At 71.2% G+C, this 16,221-nt stretch carries 11 protein-coding genes and 4 pseudogenes; 3 read left to right on the top strand and 12 right to left on the bottom strand.

Annotated features, from left to right (window positions below; translation table 11 throughout):
- Positions 1-52: 52 nt before the first annotated feature.
- Positions 53-166, top strand: a pseudogene (locus UG55_RS46455) (helix-turn-helix domain-containing protein); the annotation flags it as partial.
- 118 nt (positions 167-284) lie between these two features.
- Here UG55_RS46455 and UG55_RS26780 read toward each other — a convergent pair.
- From UG55_RS26780 to UG55_RS00150, 11 genes and pseudogenes are all read right to left on the bottom strand, one after another.
- Positions 285-455 (bottom strand): annotated as a pseudogene (locus UG55_RS26780) (IS3 family transposase); the annotation flags it as partial.
- 451 nt (positions 456-906) lie between these two features.
- Entirely contained in the window at positions 907-1,737 is an 831-nt protein-coding gene (locus tag UG55_RS00105) for an MBL fold metallo-hydrolase (protein WP_066060918.1), read from the bottom strand.
- A gap of 223 nt (positions 1,738-1,960) precedes the next feature.
- On the bottom strand, positions 1,961-3,250 hold the full coding sequence (locus UG55_RS00110; protein WP_066060922.1) for an NtaA/DmoA family FMN-dependent monooxygenase: 1,290 nt from the start codon (positions 3,248-3,250) through the stop codon (positions 1,961-1,963).
- Complete coding sequence (locus tag UG55_RS00115; RefSeq protein WP_066060925.1) at positions 3,250-4,563, bottom strand: NtaA/DmoA family FMN-dependent monooxygenase; 1,314 nt, start codon at positions 4,561-4,563, stop codon at positions 3,250-3,252. Before UG55_RS00115 ends, UG55_RS00110 begins: the two co-directional genes overlap by 1 nt.
- Positions 4,564-5,137: 574 nt before the next feature.
- Positions 5,138-6,613: pseudogene (locus UG55_RS00120) on the bottom strand (ABC transporter substrate-binding protein); the annotation flags it as partial.
- Positions 6,614-6,698: 85 nt separating this feature from the next.
- A complete protein-coding gene (locus UG55_RS00125) occupies positions 6,699-7,646 on the bottom strand; it encodes an ABC transporter permease (protein ID WP_066060928.1) in 948 nt (315 codons plus the stop codon).
- Between the two features lie 3 nt (positions 7,647-7,649).
- Positions 7,650-8,687, bottom strand: coding sequence for an ABC transporter permease (locus UG55_RS00130; RefSeq protein WP_066060930.1), 1,038 nt, complete (start codon positions 8,685-8,687; stop codon positions 7,650-7,652).
- Between the two features lie 79 nt (positions 8,688-8,766).
- On the bottom strand, positions 8,767-9,561 hold the full coding sequence (locus UG55_RS00135; RefSeq protein WP_083986230.1) for an ABC transporter ATP-binding protein: 795 nt from the start codon (positions 9,559-9,561) through the stop codon (positions 8,767-8,769).
- A 384-nt stretch (positions 9,562-9,945) separates the two neighbouring features.
- Positions 9,946-10,822 (bottom strand): annotated as a pseudogene (locus tag UG55_RS30625) (ATP-binding cassette domain-containing protein); the annotation flags it as partial.
- Positions 10,823-11,026: 204 nt separating this feature from the next.
- Positions 11,027-12,382 (bottom strand): multidrug effflux MFS transporter, encoded by a 1,356-nt coding sequence (locus UG55_RS00145; RefSeq protein WP_242423502.1) that lies wholly within the window; start codon positions 12,380-12,382, stop codon positions 11,027-11,029.
- A complete protein-coding gene (locus UG55_RS00150) occupies positions 12,375-13,247 on the bottom strand; it encodes a GntR family transcriptional regulator (RefSeq protein ID WP_066060937.1) in 873 nt (290 codons plus the stop codon). The genes UG55_RS00145 and UG55_RS00150 overlap by 8 nt, the downstream gene beginning before the upstream one ends.
- 329 nt (positions 13,248-13,576) lie before the next feature.
- Here UG55_RS00150 and UG55_RS00155 point away from each other — a divergent pair, with 329 nt between their 5' ends.
- Positions 13,577-14,029: a VOC family protein gene (locus UG55_RS00155; RefSeq protein ID WP_066060940.1), complete on the top strand. Its 453-nt coding sequence runs from the start codon at positions 13,577-13,579 to the stop codon at positions 14,027-14,029.
- The gene (locus UG55_RS00160) at positions 14,023-15,462 is read left to right on the top strand and encodes an amidase (protein ID WP_242423503.1); all 1,440 of its coding nucleotides are present in this window, start codon (positions 14,023-14,025) and stop codon (positions 15,460-15,462) included. The genes UG55_RS00155 and UG55_RS00160 overlap by 7 nt, the downstream gene beginning before the upstream one ends.
- 71 nt (positions 15,463-15,533) lie before the next feature.
- Here the strand turns inward: UG55_RS00160 and UG55_RS00165 are convergent, their stop codons facing one another.
- Positions 15,534-16,193 (bottom strand): GntR family transcriptional regulator, encoded by a 660-nt coding sequence (locus tag UG55_RS00165; RefSeq protein ID WP_066060943.1) that lies wholly within the window; start codon positions 16,191-16,193, stop codon positions 15,534-15,536.
- Between the last annotated feature and the right edge of the window lie 28 nt (positions 16,194-16,221).

Consider the following 16,221-nt stretch of genomic DNA (forward strand, 5'->3'; position numbering starts at 1 on the left):
CATCAGCCCTGGTAGAAGGGTGATCTGCTGATCGGAGGGCTGGGTGCGGGGCGTGGAGTTGACCTTGGAGGATCGGGAGTCGATCTCCAGGGGGCTGGCGGCGGAGTTGTCGCATCGGGCGATCGGGGCGCTGCTGCATCGCAGCCAGTCGGTGATCAGCCGTGAGGTGACGCGGAACGGCGGCAATGCGAGTTACCGGGCGGCGGACGCCCAGCGGCGCGCGATGGAGAACCGCCGGCGACCGAAGGCGTTCATGCTGGAGGAGGACCGTCGGTTGCACGACGGTCGAGATCGTCCGCGGTGCGCCACGGCCCCTTGCGGTGGACAAGCTCCGTCTTGTACAGCCCGTTCACGGATTCGGCGAGCGCGTTATCGTACGAATCTCCGACACTGCCGACCGACGGTTTCGCTCCGGCTTCGACGAGCCGGTCGGTGTAGCGGATAGACGTATATTGACCGAACTCAACCGGTCGTCGCAACACCAGGCAGTTGAAGTGAAAGTAGCTGGTCGTTCATCGCCTCGGCAGGGGTCTTCCTGAACCGCCCCGGGTTCGGTGGAGACCGGTCCATTCGAGAGGATCGAGTCTTGCCCACTCCCAGGAAGTACCCCGATGAGCTTCGTGAACGTTCCGTTCGGCTCGTGCTGCAGCTGCGTTGTGAGTAGCCGGCGGAGGCACGAACCGGGGCCGTGCTCGGGGTGCGGGACGTCGCTGGCCGACCGGCCGGTGACCCGCACCGAACGCCGGCAGGTGTTCGACCTGCCCGACCTGCCCGACCTGCGCCCGCAGGTTTCCGAACATCAGCTTCTGGAGCGGGAATGCGGCTGCGGGACACGCACGAAGGCGACCGCACCGCCGGGGTGGACGCCCCAGTGCAGCACGGGCCACGGAAACGGCTGGGCAGCGGTCAGGACGGGCGGGCCGGGTCGGCGACGAAGTGCAGGTAGCGGTCGGCGGAGCGGTGCATGGCGGCGTGGCCGTCGGCTCGGACGATGGTCTGCCAGAAGGCGCCGTAGATGGCCTCGAACGCGAACGGTTCCAGCAGCCGGACGGCCCGGCGGACGGTTTCCGGGCGCTCCGGGATGTAGTTCGGGTAGGAGTACATGAAGCTCACGTAGCGGCGGTCGAGAACGACCTGCAGGATGTCGCCGGAGAACAGCGCGCCCTGGCCGTTCTCGCCGTCGGCGTAGTGCAGCACGGTGCCGCCGTCGAAATGCACCCCGCCGTTGACCAGGGTGAGTCCCGCGCCGATGGAGAGGGTGTCACCCGTCCACAGTTCGACGGCGGGGGAGCGGCGGCCGAGCCACTGTTCGTCGGCGGCGTGGACGTAGATGGGGACGTCGCCGAAGGCGTGGCTCCAGTCGACCATGGAGCCGTAGAAGTGCGGGTGGCTGACGGCGATCGCGCTGATGCCGCCCAGCGCCTTGACCTGGGCGATCAGGTCGTCGTCGAGGAACGGCACGCAGTCCCAGAGGATGTTGCCGGCCGGGGTGGTGACCAGCAGGGCCCGCTGGCCGATGGAGATCTTCGGCTCCGACCCGATGCCGTACACCCCCGGGCCCTCCGGTTCCAGCCGGCCGTGGAACCCCTCGGAGTAGAGGGTCTTCAGCGAGGTCCAGCGCTGCCCGTCCCAGCCGACGTACTGCCGTTCGTCCTCGCACACCGGGCAGTCGGCCCGCGGTGCCCCGTACTGCACGCCGCAGGTGGCGCAGATCGGCAGGTCGACGGCGAGATCCATGGGGCCCTCCGCTGGGCGCTCGAACGGGTGGACGGTGGGTGGCCGGCCGGGGGACGGCCGGGGGACGGCCGCTGGGGTCGGGGACGGCCGCTGGAGGTGACGGTAGGGCGGATCCGGTCGCCTGTCCGGCGACGAGCGGGCGCGCGCCGCGGCCCGCGGGTGAGGGGACTGCCACCCGCGGGCCCGCGTGAGTTCCGGCGATCAGGCTGCTACCGGCAGCGGGTCAGAATTCCAGCAGGTTGTCGCGGAAGTGCGGGAAGGAGTAGCCGTCCCGGATGAGACCGCGGCGGCGCAGCGCAGGGGCCAGGCCGTCGGTGATCTCACTGATCGCGCGGCGGAACATCGGCTGCTGGATGAGGAAGCCGTCGCCGCCGACCTCGTCCATCACCTCGCCCATCTGCGCGGCGACCGCGTCCGGGGTGCCGACCAGTTCGACGGCGCCCGCGGACGGATACGACGCGAACTCGCGCAGCGTCATGCCGGTGCTCTTCTCCCGCAGGTTCTCGGCGGTGCTGCGGCTGGCGTTCGTGCGCATCGCCGGCATCGGGGCGTCGAGGTCGAACTTCCCGAAGTCGATGCCGCTGTAGTACGACATCCAGCCCAGGTTGATCTCGATGTTCGCCTCGTGGGCGGCGAGGGCGGCGGCGCGCTTCTCCTCGGCCTCCCGCTGGGTCTCGCCGAGCACCGGCGAGACGTTGAACATCACCTTGCAGGAGTCGGGCTTGCGGCCGAAGTTCTCCAGCCGGGCCACCAGGTCGTCGCGGAAGGCCTTCATCGTCTCGACGCCGGTCACGTTCGTCATCACCAGGTCGACGTTGCGGGCGGCGAAGTCCTTGCCGCGGCCCGATCCGCCGGCCTGTGAGAACACGGGACGTCCCTGCGGGGGCGGCAGGGAGTTGAGCGGTCCGCGCGAGCGGTAGAAGCGGCCCTCGAAGTTGATTTCGTGGACCTTCGCCGGGTCGACGTAGACGCCGTTCTCCCGGTCGATGGTGAGCGCGTCGGCGTCCCAGGAGTTCCACAGCTCCGAGACGAGCTGCACCCATTCGTCGCCCTGGTCGTAGCGCAGGTCGTGGTCGGCCTGGCCGTCGAGCCCGTAGTTCTGCGCGGTGCGGTCGTTGTGGGACATCACCAGGTTGGCGCCGCCGCGCCCACCGGAGAGGTGGTCGAGGGTGGCCAGGGTGCGGGCGGCCATGTAGGGCGGGTGGAAGGTGGTCGTCAGGGTGGGGAGGATGCCGAGGTGCTTCGTCGCGCTGAGCATGAACGGCGTCATGACGAACAGGTCCATCTTCGGCGCGTGGAAGCCGTTCTTCAGCGCGAAGTCGGTGTTGCCGCGGAGGATGTCCGGGACGAAGTGGGCATCCTCCAGGATGATGCAGTCGAAACCCGCCCGCTCCACCGCCCGCGCGGTGTCGATGTAGAGCTGCGGGCTCATCCATTCGGTGGCGCCCTCGCCGGACCACATGTCCTTCCAGGACTGCACCCCGCAGCCGGCGAAAAGACCGAGGTGGAACATCAGAACTCCAGCAGGTTGTCGCGGAAGTGCTCGTGCGTGTACGACTCGCGGATCAGGCCGCGGCGCTTGAGCGCGGGGGCCAGCCCGTCGGCGATCTCGGCGATGCCGCGGCGGTCGAGCTCGTTGGAGATCAGGAAGCCGTCGCCGCCGACCTCCTCCATCGCCTCGCCCATCTTGGCCGCGACCGTGTCCGGGGTGCCGACGAGCTCGAGGGAGACGGTGGTCTCGTGGGTGGAGGCGAGCTCGCGGAGGGTCTTGCCGTCCTCGCTGTCCTTGGCGTACCGCGACATCGACGACTGGTGGCCGTTGACCTGGCCGGTCAGGTCGGGCAGCGGCTTGTCGAGGTCGAACTGGGAGAAGTCGAGCCCGGAGAAGTACGACATGACCGCGAGCTGGGTCGCGACGGCGTCGTCGGTGTGCTGGGCGGCCCGGATGCGCCGGCGCTTCTCCTGCGCCTCCTCGTCGGTGGCACCGAGCACCGGGCGGATCAGGTAGAGCACCTTGCAGTCGGACGGCTTGCGGCCGTTGGCGATGAGCCGGGCGGACATGTCCTCCCGGTAGGCCTTCATCGCCTCCACGCCGAGCGGTACGCAGATGACCGTGTCGGCGTTGCGGGCGGCGAACTCGCGGCCGGCGGGGGAGCCGCCCGCCTGGCAGATGACCGGGCGGCCCTGCGGGCCGGGAACCGCGTTCAGCGGGCCCCGGCAGCGGAAGAACTCGCCCTCGAAGTCCACCGTGTGGACCTTGGTGTGGTCGGCGAAGGTGCCGGTCTCCTCGTCGAAGACGACGGCGCCGGGCTCCCACGACTCCCACAGCTTGCCGACGAGGTCGATCCACTCGTCGGCCATCCGGTAGCGGAGGTCGTGTTCGAAGTGCTTCTCGTAGCCGAAGTTCTGCGCGGCGCGGTGGCTGGAGGAGGTGACGAGGTTGCCGCCGACCCGGCCCTCGGTGAGGTGGTCCAGCGTCGCCAGCATCCGGGCCGCCATGAACGGCGGGTAGAACGAGGTCGAGATGGTGGGAATGAGCCCGATGCGTGAGGTCGCCTGGCCGAGAATGCCGATGAGCGCGGTCGGGTCGTGCCGCGGGCATTCCATGTTGTACTTCAGGTAGGCCTGCATGTTGCCCTGGAAGGCGTCCGGGATCATCAGGCCGTCTTCGAAGATCATGTAGTCGAAGCAGGCCCGTTCCAGGGAGCGGGCGACGTCGACGTAGAGGTCGGGCTTCATCCATTCCCGCGCGCCGGATCCCCCCCAGGTCCCGCGCCAGGACTGGACGCTGAAGCCTGACCCGACGAACCAGCCCATGTGGAACATGCTCTCTCCTCGTCCTGGGGCGCTGGGCCCGATCCGTGGCCGTCCGACAACCTTTCGGCGGGGCGGCCCGTTGTTTCTGTGAGAAAACCCCGGCGGTGTTTCGGGGCGGGTGCCGGCCGGTTCGTCCGGCATTACGCCGCCGCCGGCGGCCGGGGCCGCCGGAAACTCCCGCTGCCTGGGCGGAAAACGAACCGCCGTGCCGGGAGGATTGCGCCGACACGGCGGTTCGCGGAGTCGCGGCGGGTCGCGGTGCCCCCCCCGGGCGGGCCCGCGGTGCCCCGCGGCGGCGGTGGAGTCCGCCGCCGCGGGGGGAGTGGTACCGGCTTGGCGACTACTGGGTCTTGGAGAGCGCGGCGAAGTCGATCGCGCTCTCCGAGCGGTAGTAGTAGCCGTCGATGCCGGCGGCGAAGACGACGTTCGGCTGGATGAACGCGATCGGAATCGTGGGCTGGTCGTCNTGCCAGATCTTCTGCGCCTCGTTCCAGGCCTTGCCGGCCTCGGGGGAGAGCGCGTCACCCGCGGCGACACCCTTGTCGACGGCGGCGTAGAAGGGCTCGCTGGCCCAGTTGGTGGNGTTCAGCGGGGAGTCCTCGGTGAATGCCAGCAGCAGCTCGTACGGCGGGGACTGGCTGATCGCCCGGTCGGTCACGAGCTGGATGTCGTAGGTGGCGTTGGAACGCTGGTCCTCCACCGAGGCGGCCGGCTGCTTGTCAACGGTGAAGTTGAACCCGGCGTCCTTTGCGTACGACTGGATCTGGACCGCCGCCTCCTCCAGCGCGGGAATGCTGTTGGAGATCAGGATCTTCGCCGAGACGTTGTTCACCCCGGCCTGGGTGAGCAGTGACTTGGCCTTCGCGGGGTCATAGGTGAAGGTGCGCAGACCGTCGGAGGAGTATCCGGGGTAGCGCGGGTTGATGAATCCGGTCATCGCCTCGGCGCGGCCCAGGAACACCTCCTTCATGATCTGGTCGTAGGGAATCGCGTAGCTCAGCGCCTGCCGGACGAGCTTGCTGTCGAACGGCGCCTTCGTCGTGTTGACGTTGGTGTTGACGTACTCGATCGAGTCGATGTTGAACGTCTGCAGCTTGCTGTCGTCCTTCATGCTGTCGACGTCCTGCGGGCGGAGCTGGACGGCGATGTCGGCGTCACCGTTGCGCAGCAGGTTGGTGCGCGTGCCGGGGTTGGCGACGACCCGCTGGGTGATCGTCTTGATCGCCGGCTCGCCCTCCCAGTAGTTCGGGTTGGCCTTCAGCGTCAGGCTCTGCCCGGCCTCGACCTTGTCGAGGACGTAGGCGCCGTAGCCGAAGTTCCCGGTCTCGGCCGACCACTTGACCGCGTACGGGTCGTCCTTGGTCTCGTGCTCCTTCAGCAGATCGCTGTCGAAGATGTCGCCGCTGACGTTGGCGAGCAGCGAGAGCAGGGTGAAGCCGTCACCGGCCCGGTCGATGGTGATCGAGACCGTGTAGTCGTCGATCTTCTTGAACTGCCGCTCCGGGTCGACGATCGCCGGTGCCGAGATGAACGGCGCCACCGAGGTCGAGTTCCACTTCCGCTCGTAGGACCACAGCACGTCGTCCGCGGTGAGTTCGTTGCCCGCGTAGGACTTCACGCCCTTGCGCAGGTGGAAGGTGTAGGTGAGCCCGTCCTCGCTGACGTCGTAGCTCTCGGCGAGCTCGCCCTCGAACTCGAAGAAGTTCTCCTCCTTCGACCCGCCGGGCCGGTCCGCGGTCACGATCGGGTTCCGGACGAGCTGCGCCTGGGTGTTGATCTGGAACTCGAAGCCTTCGTAGGTGAAGGCACCCGCGTCGTAGGCGTACGCCGTGGGCAGGGAGGCGACGGCTTCGACGATGCTGTCGACTCCGCTTGCGGCGCCGGACGAGGACGAGCCGGAATCACCGGAGCAGGCGGCGGCGAGGCTGACGGCCAGGCCGGTGGCGGTCAGCGCCGCGCCGGCGCGGCGCAGGCGGCGGGGAAGGCGGCGGCCGCGGGGCACACCCGGGCCACCGGAGGGGTCGTGACCCCCTCGGAGGGGAGTGTTTTGGGCAGGCATCAGAGAACTCCTGTCGAAGGGTGAGGTGACAAGGTGACGGGCATGTCGAACGGCGGCCGCCTCGACGCGGCCGCGGGCCGGGCTGTCAGCCGCGACGGCCGAACAGCTTCGCGGCCGAGGAGGCCATGACCGCGACGGTGAGGATCAGGGCGATGGTGGGGAAGGTGGCGGGCCACCAGCGGCCGACGGCGGCGTCGGTCGCTCCGCGGGCGATCATCGAGCCCCATTCGGGCTGCGGCGGGGGGAGCCCGGCGCCGAGGAAGCCGAGCGACGCGGTGAGGATGATGCTCACCGCGAAGATGACGGAGATGTTCTCCAGCGCCGGTCGGCAGGAGTTCGGCAGGACGTGGCGGAGTGTCAGGCGCAGCTCGCTCATGCCGGCGAGGCGGGCGGCGTCCACATAGGCGTCGGAGCGGACCCGCAGCACCTCGGTGCGCACGAGCCGGGCCTGCAACGGTGCGAGGACGATGGCCAGGGTCCCGATGAGAGTGGTCAGCGAGGCCCCGTAGAAGGCCACCGCGACCAGGCCGACCAGCATTCCCGGCACCGCCTGGATGAAGTCGACCGCGCGGCCGACCAGCCGGGCGAGGATGCCGCGCGGCCCCCGCGAGGACTCGTTCATCCCGGTCAGCAGGCCGAGCAGCGCGCCACCGGCGGTGGCCAGCAGCACGACGATGGTGGCGACCCCGACGTTGGTGCGGGTGGCGGCCAGGAGCTGGGAGAACACGTCCAGACCCGACCCGTCCGTCCCGAACCAGTAGTCGCCGTTCGGCGCGGTGGACGTCGGCCCCGCGATCCGCTCGGGGTCGTAGGGGGTGACCCACGGGCCGATGACGACGATCACGGCGAGCAGCGCGAGCGGGAGCAGGCGCAGCAGCCACCCGCTCCAGCCGGCCCGCCGCGAGCGGGCGCCGTTGCCGCTGCCGGCGCCCGTGCCCGGCGCGGTGCCGCCGGTGCCCGGTGCCCCGGCCGGTATGGTCTCCGGCCTGCTGCCGGCGGCCTCCGGCAGCTCGGCGGTGTCGATGACAGCCATCGTTTACCCTTCCGCCCGTACGCCCGGCCGCCGGCGCGGATCGAGCGTCATGTTGATCAGGTCGACGGCGAGGAACACCAGCAGGGACACCGCCGCGACGATCACGAGGAATCCCTGCATCGCGGGAATGTCACCGGAGGTGACCGCATCCGCGAGGTACCCGCCGATGCCGGCGAAGCCGAAGATCGACTCCATGATCACGGCGCCGCCGAGGGTGTAGCCGAACAGCGTGCCGCAGGTGGTCACCGCGGGCGGCAGCGCGCGCCGGAACACACTCGCCCGCACCGTCGCCGCCGACGCGCCCGCCGCGATCCGGAACCGGGTCGGCGCCGAGTCCACGGCTTCCTCCAGCCCGCCGATCAGCATCTTGATCAGGACACCGCTCTGGCAGACCACCAGCACGCCCACCGGCAGCACCAGGTGGCCGAGCATCGACCAGGTGGCGTCCAGCCGCAGGGTGAGGAGGGTGTCGAGGAAGGGCATCTTGGTGACCTTCGGCACCGCCTCCACGTCACCGGAGAGCCGTCCGAGCGGTGCCGGTGCCCAGTGCAGGGTGGCGTAGAAGACGAAGACCGCGGCGACGGCCACGGCGAACTCCGGCAGGCCGCCGGCGATCCGGGCGAAGCCGCGTACCGCGAAGGCCAGCGGGCTCTTCGGCCGCAGCACCGCCAGCCAGGCGAGTGCCACCGCCACCACGATGGACAGCAGCACTCCCATCAGGGCGAGCTCCACGGTGGCCGGCAGCCGGTTGGTGAACTCCTCGGCGACCGGCTGCCCGGACATGATCGAGTCGCCCAGGTCGAACCGCATCGCGTCACCCAGGTAGTGCAGGAGCTGGTGGAGCAGGCTGCCGTCCAGGCCGAGCTCCTTCTCGATGGCGGCCCGGTTGGCCTCGGTGGCCTGCCCGCCGGTCAGCACCGCGACTGGGTCGCCGGGAATGCTCTGCACCAGCAGGAACGACACCGCCGCGAACACCAGGAGCTGGAACGGGAGCGCGACGATGCGGCCCAGCCACCACCGATGTCGGCGCAGGATCTCCATGGGGCCGGTGTCCTTTCTCCGGGCTGAAGCGGAATGGTCGGTGAGGTGGGGCCCGCTGCGGGCGCTGCGGATGGGGGCCTCAGGCGGCGGTGCGAGCCCCGCCACCGCGGAACGCCGCGAGCAGCGCCGTGGTGTAGGGGTGGCGGGGGGCGTGCAGCACCTGGTGGGTGTCGCCGTGCTCGACGATCTGGCCGTTCTTCATGACCACGAGCTCCGAGCAGACGAACGCGGTCGCCGGCAGGCCGTGGGAGACGAAGACGAGCGCCGCCCCCGACTCCAGGCAGTACCGCTTGAGCAGGTTGAGGATCGAGCCCTGCACCGACACGTCGAGGGCGGAGACGACCTCGTCGCAGACGAGCAGCCGCGGCCGGACGACGAGGGCGCGGGCTATCGCGAATCGCTGCCGCTGCCCGCCGGAGACCTCCGCGGGATTGCGGTCGACCAGCGCCGGCGCCATGCCGAGCGACGCCACCGTCTCGTCGACCTTGGCGTCGGCGGCGCGCCGGTCCAGGCCCAGCAGGCGCTGCGCCGGCTGGCGGATCGAGTCGCGCAGGGTGCGCAGCGGGTCGAACGACGAGGTGGTGTCCTGCGAGACGAACTGGACCTCGCGGCGCAGCTCCACCCGCGAGGCGCGCATCGACAACAGCGAGCGCAGGGACGTCCCGTTGAACGTGACCGTGCCGGCCGAGGGGGTCTCAAGGCCGACCATGATCCGTGCCAGGGTCGACTTGCCGGACCCCGACTCGCCGACGATGCCGATGCGCTGGCCTGGTTCGACCGTGAGCGACACCCCGTCGACGGCGGTGTGCCGGTTGCGGGCGGGCCCGAAGTGCTTCACCACCGAGGTGGCTGCCAGCTGCGCGAACGCATCCACGCTACTGCCCCTTCTCGGATTCGACGGGCGCCAGCGGGCGCCGCTGTGGCGGTGGGGTGACGGCCACCGGAGTCACCGGAGCCGCTGCGGAGACCGGGGGCGCGGTGCCGGCCGGCGATGCGGTGGGGCCGGTGCTGCCCGGCGGACTGGCCGGCGCCGCGGGCGGTGTGCCCGCGGCGGCCGCGGTGATGCTGGCGAGTGTCGGCAGTTCGTCCAGCTCGGCGCTGTCGAGTGTCGGCACGCAGCGCAGCAGGCCGATCGTGTACGGATGGGTGGCCGTTTCGGAGAGCTTCGCCGAACAGCGCTTCTCCACGATCCGGCCGCCGTACATGACGAAGGTGCGGTCGGTGTACTCCTGCGCGAGCAGGATGTCGTGGCTGATCNCCAGCACGGACGCACCCGACTCCTGGGTGAGTTCGAGCAGCATCTCCATCGCGTCCCGGGCGAGGGAGGCGTCCAGCGCCGACGTCGGCTCGTCCGCGATGAGCAGCCGGGGCGCCCCGCACAGTGCGATGGCGATCATCGCGCGTTGCCGCATCCCGCCGGACAGCTCGTAGGGACGGGCGGTCAGGACCCGCTCGGTGTCGTGCAGCCCGACCTTCTCCAGCCAGTACCGCGAGATCTCCTCGACCGCGGCCCGCTCCTGCCGCGGATGACGCCAACGACGCCGGTAGCCCGCGGCCGCGCCGTCACCGGCCGACCGCTCGGCCCGGATGACGGCGCCGAGCTGGCTGCCGATCGTCCAGACCGGGTCGAGGGTGGTCATCGCGTCCTGGAAGACCATGGACAGGCCCGGGGTCCGCCGCGGCATGCGGGTGCGGACCGTGCGGGACACCGGCGCCCCGTCGAATTCCAGGCTCCTGTGCGTGATGTGTACGGACGGCTGGGTGAGGAAACCCGCCAGGGCGAGGCCGAGCGTGCTCTTCCCCGAACCGGACTCGCCGACGAGCGCCACCCTTTCGCCACGCCCGAGCGAGAAACCGACATCATCGACGGCGACGACGGCGCCACGTGGCGAGTCGTAGCGGACGGTCATTCCCTCGACCCGAAGAATCGGTGGTTCCGATTCCTCGGCGAGAGTGCGGTGTGGTGCGGTGTCGCTGATCACGGTGCTAGTGGTCATCGCAGGCCACCCTCTGGTCGATCGCTGCCCCGAAGCCCCGCGGTGACGGGCCTCGAACCAGATAATTGAGAAGCTGTGTTTCTCTGGTACGCGGGGCCGGTAACCCGTGCTTTGCGCCTGGTCAACGCCGCTGAACATGCTGTGCCGCAGTATGTTTCCGCTGGTTACGCCGCCGGACACCTGGTGGGCCGGCCGGTGGGAGGCAGGTCTGGAGCAGGGCGGTTCCGCACCTGCCGGAGCAGGCGGGAAACCGGGTCGAATTCGGTGCTGATTTCCGGCCGAAGCGGTCGGCGAGGACACCGGGGCATTGCGCCGGTGGGATTCGCGGGCGGGCCGCGAAATCTATTCAGGACGCGCGGTCGCGCCCGGTGCGGCCGCCGTTGTCGGCGGCTGCGGTGCCAGTTCCTGTGGTGCCAGTGGCCCTGGTGTCAAAGGCTGTGGTGTCGGCAGCTGGGCCGTGGGCAGCTGGGCCGTGGCGGTTTCGGGCTGGCGGGCGGCCCGGGTGCACAGCAGACAGGCGGTCCCGAGCAGGATGAGCATCGTCGTGCCCAGGGGCAGGGCGCTGTCGGTCCCGAAGGCGCCGGCGAGCGGGCCGACCAGGCCGCCGAGCGCGAACTGGACCAGGCCGAGCAGCCCGGCCGCCGTCCCGGCGTTCCTGGCCTGCGAGCGCATGGCCTCGGCGGAGGCGACCGGCATGCACATGCCGATCGAGGCGACGGTGAACCACAGCGCCGCAATGACCAGCGGGGCCAGGTCGAGTACCGCGCCGGTGATGATCAGCGCGGCGCCGGTCGCCGCCACCGGGAGGCTGCGCAGCAGCGCGCCGTGCGAGCCGAAGCGCGCCGACAGCCCCGCGCCGAGCTGGCTGCCACCCATGAAACCGAGGGCGTTCAGCGCGAACAGCAGCCCGAACTGGGCCGTCGAAACCCCGTACGCCTCCGTGAGCACGAAGGACGAGGACGAGACGTAGGAGAACATCGCGCCGTAGGCGAGCCCGACGATCAGCGCGGAGGTCAGGAACGACCGGTCGGTGGCGATCATCCGGTAGGTGCGGTAGGTCGCCTTCGGCCGCAGCGGCACGCGCCGCTCGGGCGGCAGGGTCTCGCGGACGGCGACGACGCTGGCCGCCCCCAGCACGACACCGAGCCCGGCGAGGACCAGGAAGACACCGCGCCAGTCGGTGACGACCAGCAACGCGCCACCGAGGTTCGGCGCCACGATCGGCGTCAGCCCGCTGATCAGCGCCATCCGCGCGAACAGCCGCACGAGCCGCTGGCCCTCGGCCTGGTCGCGCACCGCGGCGCGGGCGATGGTCATGCCGAAACCGGCGAAGATTCCCTGCGCGCAGCGCAGCGCGGCCAGCGCCGGCACCGACCACACCAGCGCGCAGGCGGCGGAGGCCACGGCGTAGAGGGCCATCGCGCTCAGCAGCGGCCGGCGGCGGCCGGTGGCATCCGACAGCGGGCCGGCGAGGACCTGGCCCACCGCGATCCCGATGACGCAGGCGGTCATGGTGAGCTGGATCGACGACGGATTGGTGCGCAGGTCGTCGGCCATGTGGGGCAGGCCCGGCAGGTGCACGCTCATCGAGAACGGGCCGAGCCCGGTCATCGCCCCGAACAGCACCATCGCGGCCAGCGGCACGGACCGTTCGCGCGTCTGCCCGACCCGCTGGTCGGGCGGGCTGGAATCAGGCAACGTCGGCCCGGGGAGACGCGGCCGCGGGCCGGTTCGCGGGCGCGATCCGGCTGGTCGGCTCGGCCGGGGCGTCGACTCCGAAGGAGAGGGCGACGCGGTCACCGCGGAAGTGCGTCCAGTGCAGGTCGCGCGGGCGTCCGCTGCTGTCGCGGACCACCACCTCGCGCAGCAGCACCGGGGTGCCCGGGGCGACCTCGAGCAGCCGGGCGGTGCGCTCCTCGCAGGGGACGGCCTCCACCACCGCGCGCCCGCCGCCGTACGGGGCGTCGAAGAGCCGCTCGAACAGGGCCTCGTACCGCGGCGGGCGGTGGTCGATGGCGACGACCTCGGCGAAGTACCGCTCGGGTGCCGCGGGCATCGGGACGTAGCCGGCGCGGACGCACAGTGGCTCCCCGTCGAGCCGGAACACCTGCTCGGTCATGAGGACCTCGGTGTCGTCGAGCTCCAGGCGCTCCCGCAGCAGCCGGGTCGTCGGCACCACGCACTGACCGAGCTCCTCGATCTCCAGCCGGCGCCAGTTCTCCTCCCCGTACAGCTCCCGGGGCAGCATCTCGCCCTCGTTGACCTGCACGATGCCGCGGCGGACGGTGGTGCCCCGGCGGGGTGCCCGGGTGACGAGTCCTTCGTCGGCGAGCATGGTCAGCGCGCGTCGCACCGAGTTGCGGCTGATGCCCAGCGAGCTGACGAGGGTGTTCTCGGCCAGTTCTTCCGGCCGGTCGAAGTGCCCGGCGCGCAGGCCCGCGCGCAGCAGCTCGTAGGCCCGCCGGGACGAGACCTGCAGTTGGCGCCCGGCCGCCTGCGCCCGCCGGGCGCGGCTGAACTCGACTCGGGACCGTTCGATCTCCGCTGACCGGTCCACCGTCATCGTGCCCTCCTCATTGCTTGCCGCCGAACATCACTTGCCGCCGAACCCGATTCCGTCACTCGTGGCATTACTCCACGTGTTCGCCGCGCCCCCCACCTTCAGGTGCTCGTCCGCCTCGCAGGTCGGACGCGCCCGCTGGGCTGCCGTCGACTGTATACGGTAAGACTGTTGCGGTCTCGCGGGAAAGCCCCCGGCTCCTACGAAACATGCATGTCACACCGTGTTTGCCCAGTGAACGAGCGCTCTGGGGGCTGGCGGGCCGCCGGGCAAGTCGGTATACAGTAGCCGAAGACCGCGAAGCACCTGCGCCGTGAGCTGGGAGGCTGTACGTGACCGTGGGCAACCAGACCGAATCGCTGCCAGTAGTCCGGCCACCGATCGTGACGAAGGCCTTCGACCACATCGTGCTGAACGTCGAAGACCCCGAGCGTTCCGTGCGGTGGTGGGTCGACAACTTCGGGATGCGGACCCACCGGCTGCAGGAGTGGCGGGAGGGCCGCGCGCCGTTCCCGTCCGTGGAAGTGGCACCGGGCGTGATCATCGACCTCGACGCCCGCACCCCCCGCGGCGGAGCCGGGCGCAACGTGAACCACTTCTGCGTGGTCATCGAGCCGTGCGACCTGGCCGAGCTCGCGACCTCCGGCGTGTTCGACGTCGTGGGCGGCCCGTTCCACCGGTACGGCGCCTACGGCAACAGTGACCTGCTGTACATCCGCGACCCCGACGGCAACGTGGTCGAACTGCGCCACTACGGGCCGTCCCAGCTGGACGGGCCGTGCTGAGCGGGCGGGACTCCGCTGCCGGCGCGACCGTCCCCGCACCGGTCCCGCCGCCGTCAGTGACGCCGGCGGCGGGATCGGCGAGCGGGCCCGCGCCCTGGGCGGGGGACGCCATCGCGCTGGTGGACAGCTACCGCCGCGGCGACCACGACCCGGCCGCCGAGCTGGAAGCCGCGCTCGCCGCGGTCGCCCGGTCGCGGCTGGGAGCGGTCTGCCACGTCGACGCCGACGCGGCCCGGCGCGCGGCGCGGGAGGTCGACCTCTCGCTGCCACTCGCCGGTGTGCCGTTCGCCGTCAAGGAACTGGAACAGGTCGCCGGGTGGCCGCGGGCCGACGCGTCGGTGCCCCTGCGGGGCCGCCGCTCCGTGCGCAACTCCACCCAGGTCCAGCGGCTGATCGCGGCCGGCGCGATCCCGGTGGTGCAGACGACGTCCAGTGAGCTCGCCCGCGGCGCGCACACGCTCAGCCGGCTGCACGGGGTGACCCGCAACCCGTGGCGGCTGACCGCGGCGGCCGGCGGGTCGTCGGGCGGCAGTGCCGCGGTCGTCGCCGGTGGGCTGCTGCCGCTGGCGACCTCGACCGACGGCGGCGGCTCGACCCGCCAGCCCGCCGCGCTGTGCGGCCTGCCCGGGCTGAAGGTGACCTGGCGGATCGTGCCCGGCGGGCCGGAACCGGTGCTGGAGCCGTTCACCGTGGTCACCACCACCCTGACCCGCTCCGTCCGCGACCTGGCCCGCGCCCTCGACCTGACCGCCGGCTTCGACTCGCGCGACCCGTTCAGCGCCCCGCTGACCCCCAGATTCGAGGCCGGTCTCGGGACGGTGCCGACCACGGGCCTGCGGGTGGCCTGGCTGCCCGGCCTCGGCGGCGCCGACGTGGCCGGGGGCGTGCTCGCCGTGGTCGAGGACGCGCTGCGTGCGCTGGTCGGGGCCGCCGACCTGCGCCTGGTGGACCTGCCGCTCCCGGCGGTGCCGGGCCCGTCGGCGGCGTTCGCGGCGATCGCGGCGCTGCGTATCCGGCGCATCCTGGGCCCCTACTGGCCCGACTGCGCCGACGAGCTCACCGACGAGATCCGCGCGGTCATGGAGTCGACCGACCGGCTCGACGCCCGGGTGCTCACCGAGCTGGACACCTACCGGACCGACGTCATCGAGACGATGGCGTCGCTGTTCGACCAGGTCGATCTGGTGGCCTGCCCGACGACGGGGGAGGCCTTCGACGCCGAGACCGGAACCCCGGAGCCGGGGCCGCTCACGCTGGCGAACGTCTCGGGCTGCCCGGCGATCTCCATTCCGGCGGGGACGGGCCCGTCCGGCCTGCCGGTGGGCCTGCACCTGTTCGCGCCGCATCACCGCGACGACCTGCTGCTGGAGCTGGCCGCCAGCGTCGAGCGCGACCACCCGTGGCCGCTGGTCGCACCGGGCTCGCCATGCTGACCGGGACTCGATCGCCCGCGGCAGCCTCCGCCGCGGCAGCCGCGGCCGGGTCGCGGCTGCCGCGCCGCGAACTAGACCTTGGGCTGTTCCCGCTGGTAGCGGTGGGCGGCGCCGTTGATGTGGGCGCGCATCTCGGCCTCCGCCCAGTCCGCGTCGTGGGCACGGATCGCCTCGAGGACGCGCCGGTGCTCCTCCCAGGCGCGGCCGGAACGACGCGACACCCCGGCGGAGAAGAGCAGCTGGAGCCGGTTCTGGAGGTCGTGCAGGACCTCGACGAGACGCATATTGCCGCTCGCGCGGGCGAGCAGGTCGTGGAAGCGGGCGTTGAGCTCGGAGAGCCGCTCGAAGGCACCCGCCTCGGTGACGCTCTCGCCCTCGCGCAGCACGGCCTCCAGCTCGGCGTCGATCTCGGACGCGATGCCGCGGGTGGCCGCCCGGCGCACGGCGGTGACCTCGAGGGCGGCGCGGACCTCGATCAGGTCGTCGGCCTCCTCGCGGCTGATCACCGTGACCATGACGCCCTTGCGCGGGGTGACCTCGACGAGGCCCTCCGACTCCAGCAGCCGGATCGCCTCCCGGACCGGGTTGCGCGAGACCCCCAGCTCCTCGGCGAGGCGGTCCTCGATGACACGGCTGCCCTGGGTGAGCTCGCCGCGCAGAATGCGGCCGCGAAGCTCGTCGGCGACGAGCTGCCGCAGCGGGCGGTAGGCCGCGCCGATCGTCGTTTTCATCTCTCCCACCCGCACTGGACAGTTGGAT

It is taken from the genome of Frankia sp. EI5c, assembly GCF_001636565.1.
In the GTDB taxonomy this organism is placed as follows: Bacteria; Actinomycetota; Actinomycetes; order Frankiales; family Frankiaceae; genus Parafrankia.

Excerpts from the sequence above, each read along its gene's own strand:
- UG55_RS00105 (WP_066060918.1), bottom strand. The coding sequence starts at position 1,737 with ATGGATCTCGCCGTCGACCTGCCGATCTGCGCCACCTGCGGCGTGCAG.
- UG55_RS00110 (WP_066060922.1), bottom strand. The coding sequence starts at position 3,250 with ATGTTCCACCTCGGTCTTTTCGCCGGCTGCGGGGTGCAGTCCTGGAAG.
- UG55_RS00115 (WP_066060925.1), bottom strand. The coding sequence starts at position 4,563 with ATGTTCCACATGGGCTGGTTCGTCGGGTCAGGCTTCAGCGTCCAGTCC.
- UG55_RS00125 (WP_066060928.1), bottom strand. The coding sequence starts at position 7,646 with ATGGCTGTCATCGACACCGCCGAGCTGCCGGAGGCCGCCGGCAGCAGG.
- UG55_RS00130 (WP_066060930.1), bottom strand. The coding sequence starts at position 8,687 with ATGGAGATCCTGCGCCGACATCGGTGGTGGCTGGGCCGCATCGTCGCG.
- UG55_RS00150 (WP_066060937.1), bottom strand. The coding sequence starts at position 13,247 with ATGACGGTGGACCGGTCAGCGGAGATCGAACGGTCCCGAGTCGAGTTC.
- UG55_RS00165 (WP_066060943.1), bottom strand. The coding sequence starts at position 16,193 with ATGAAAACGACGATCGGCGCGGCCTACCGCCCGCTGCGGCAGCTCGTC.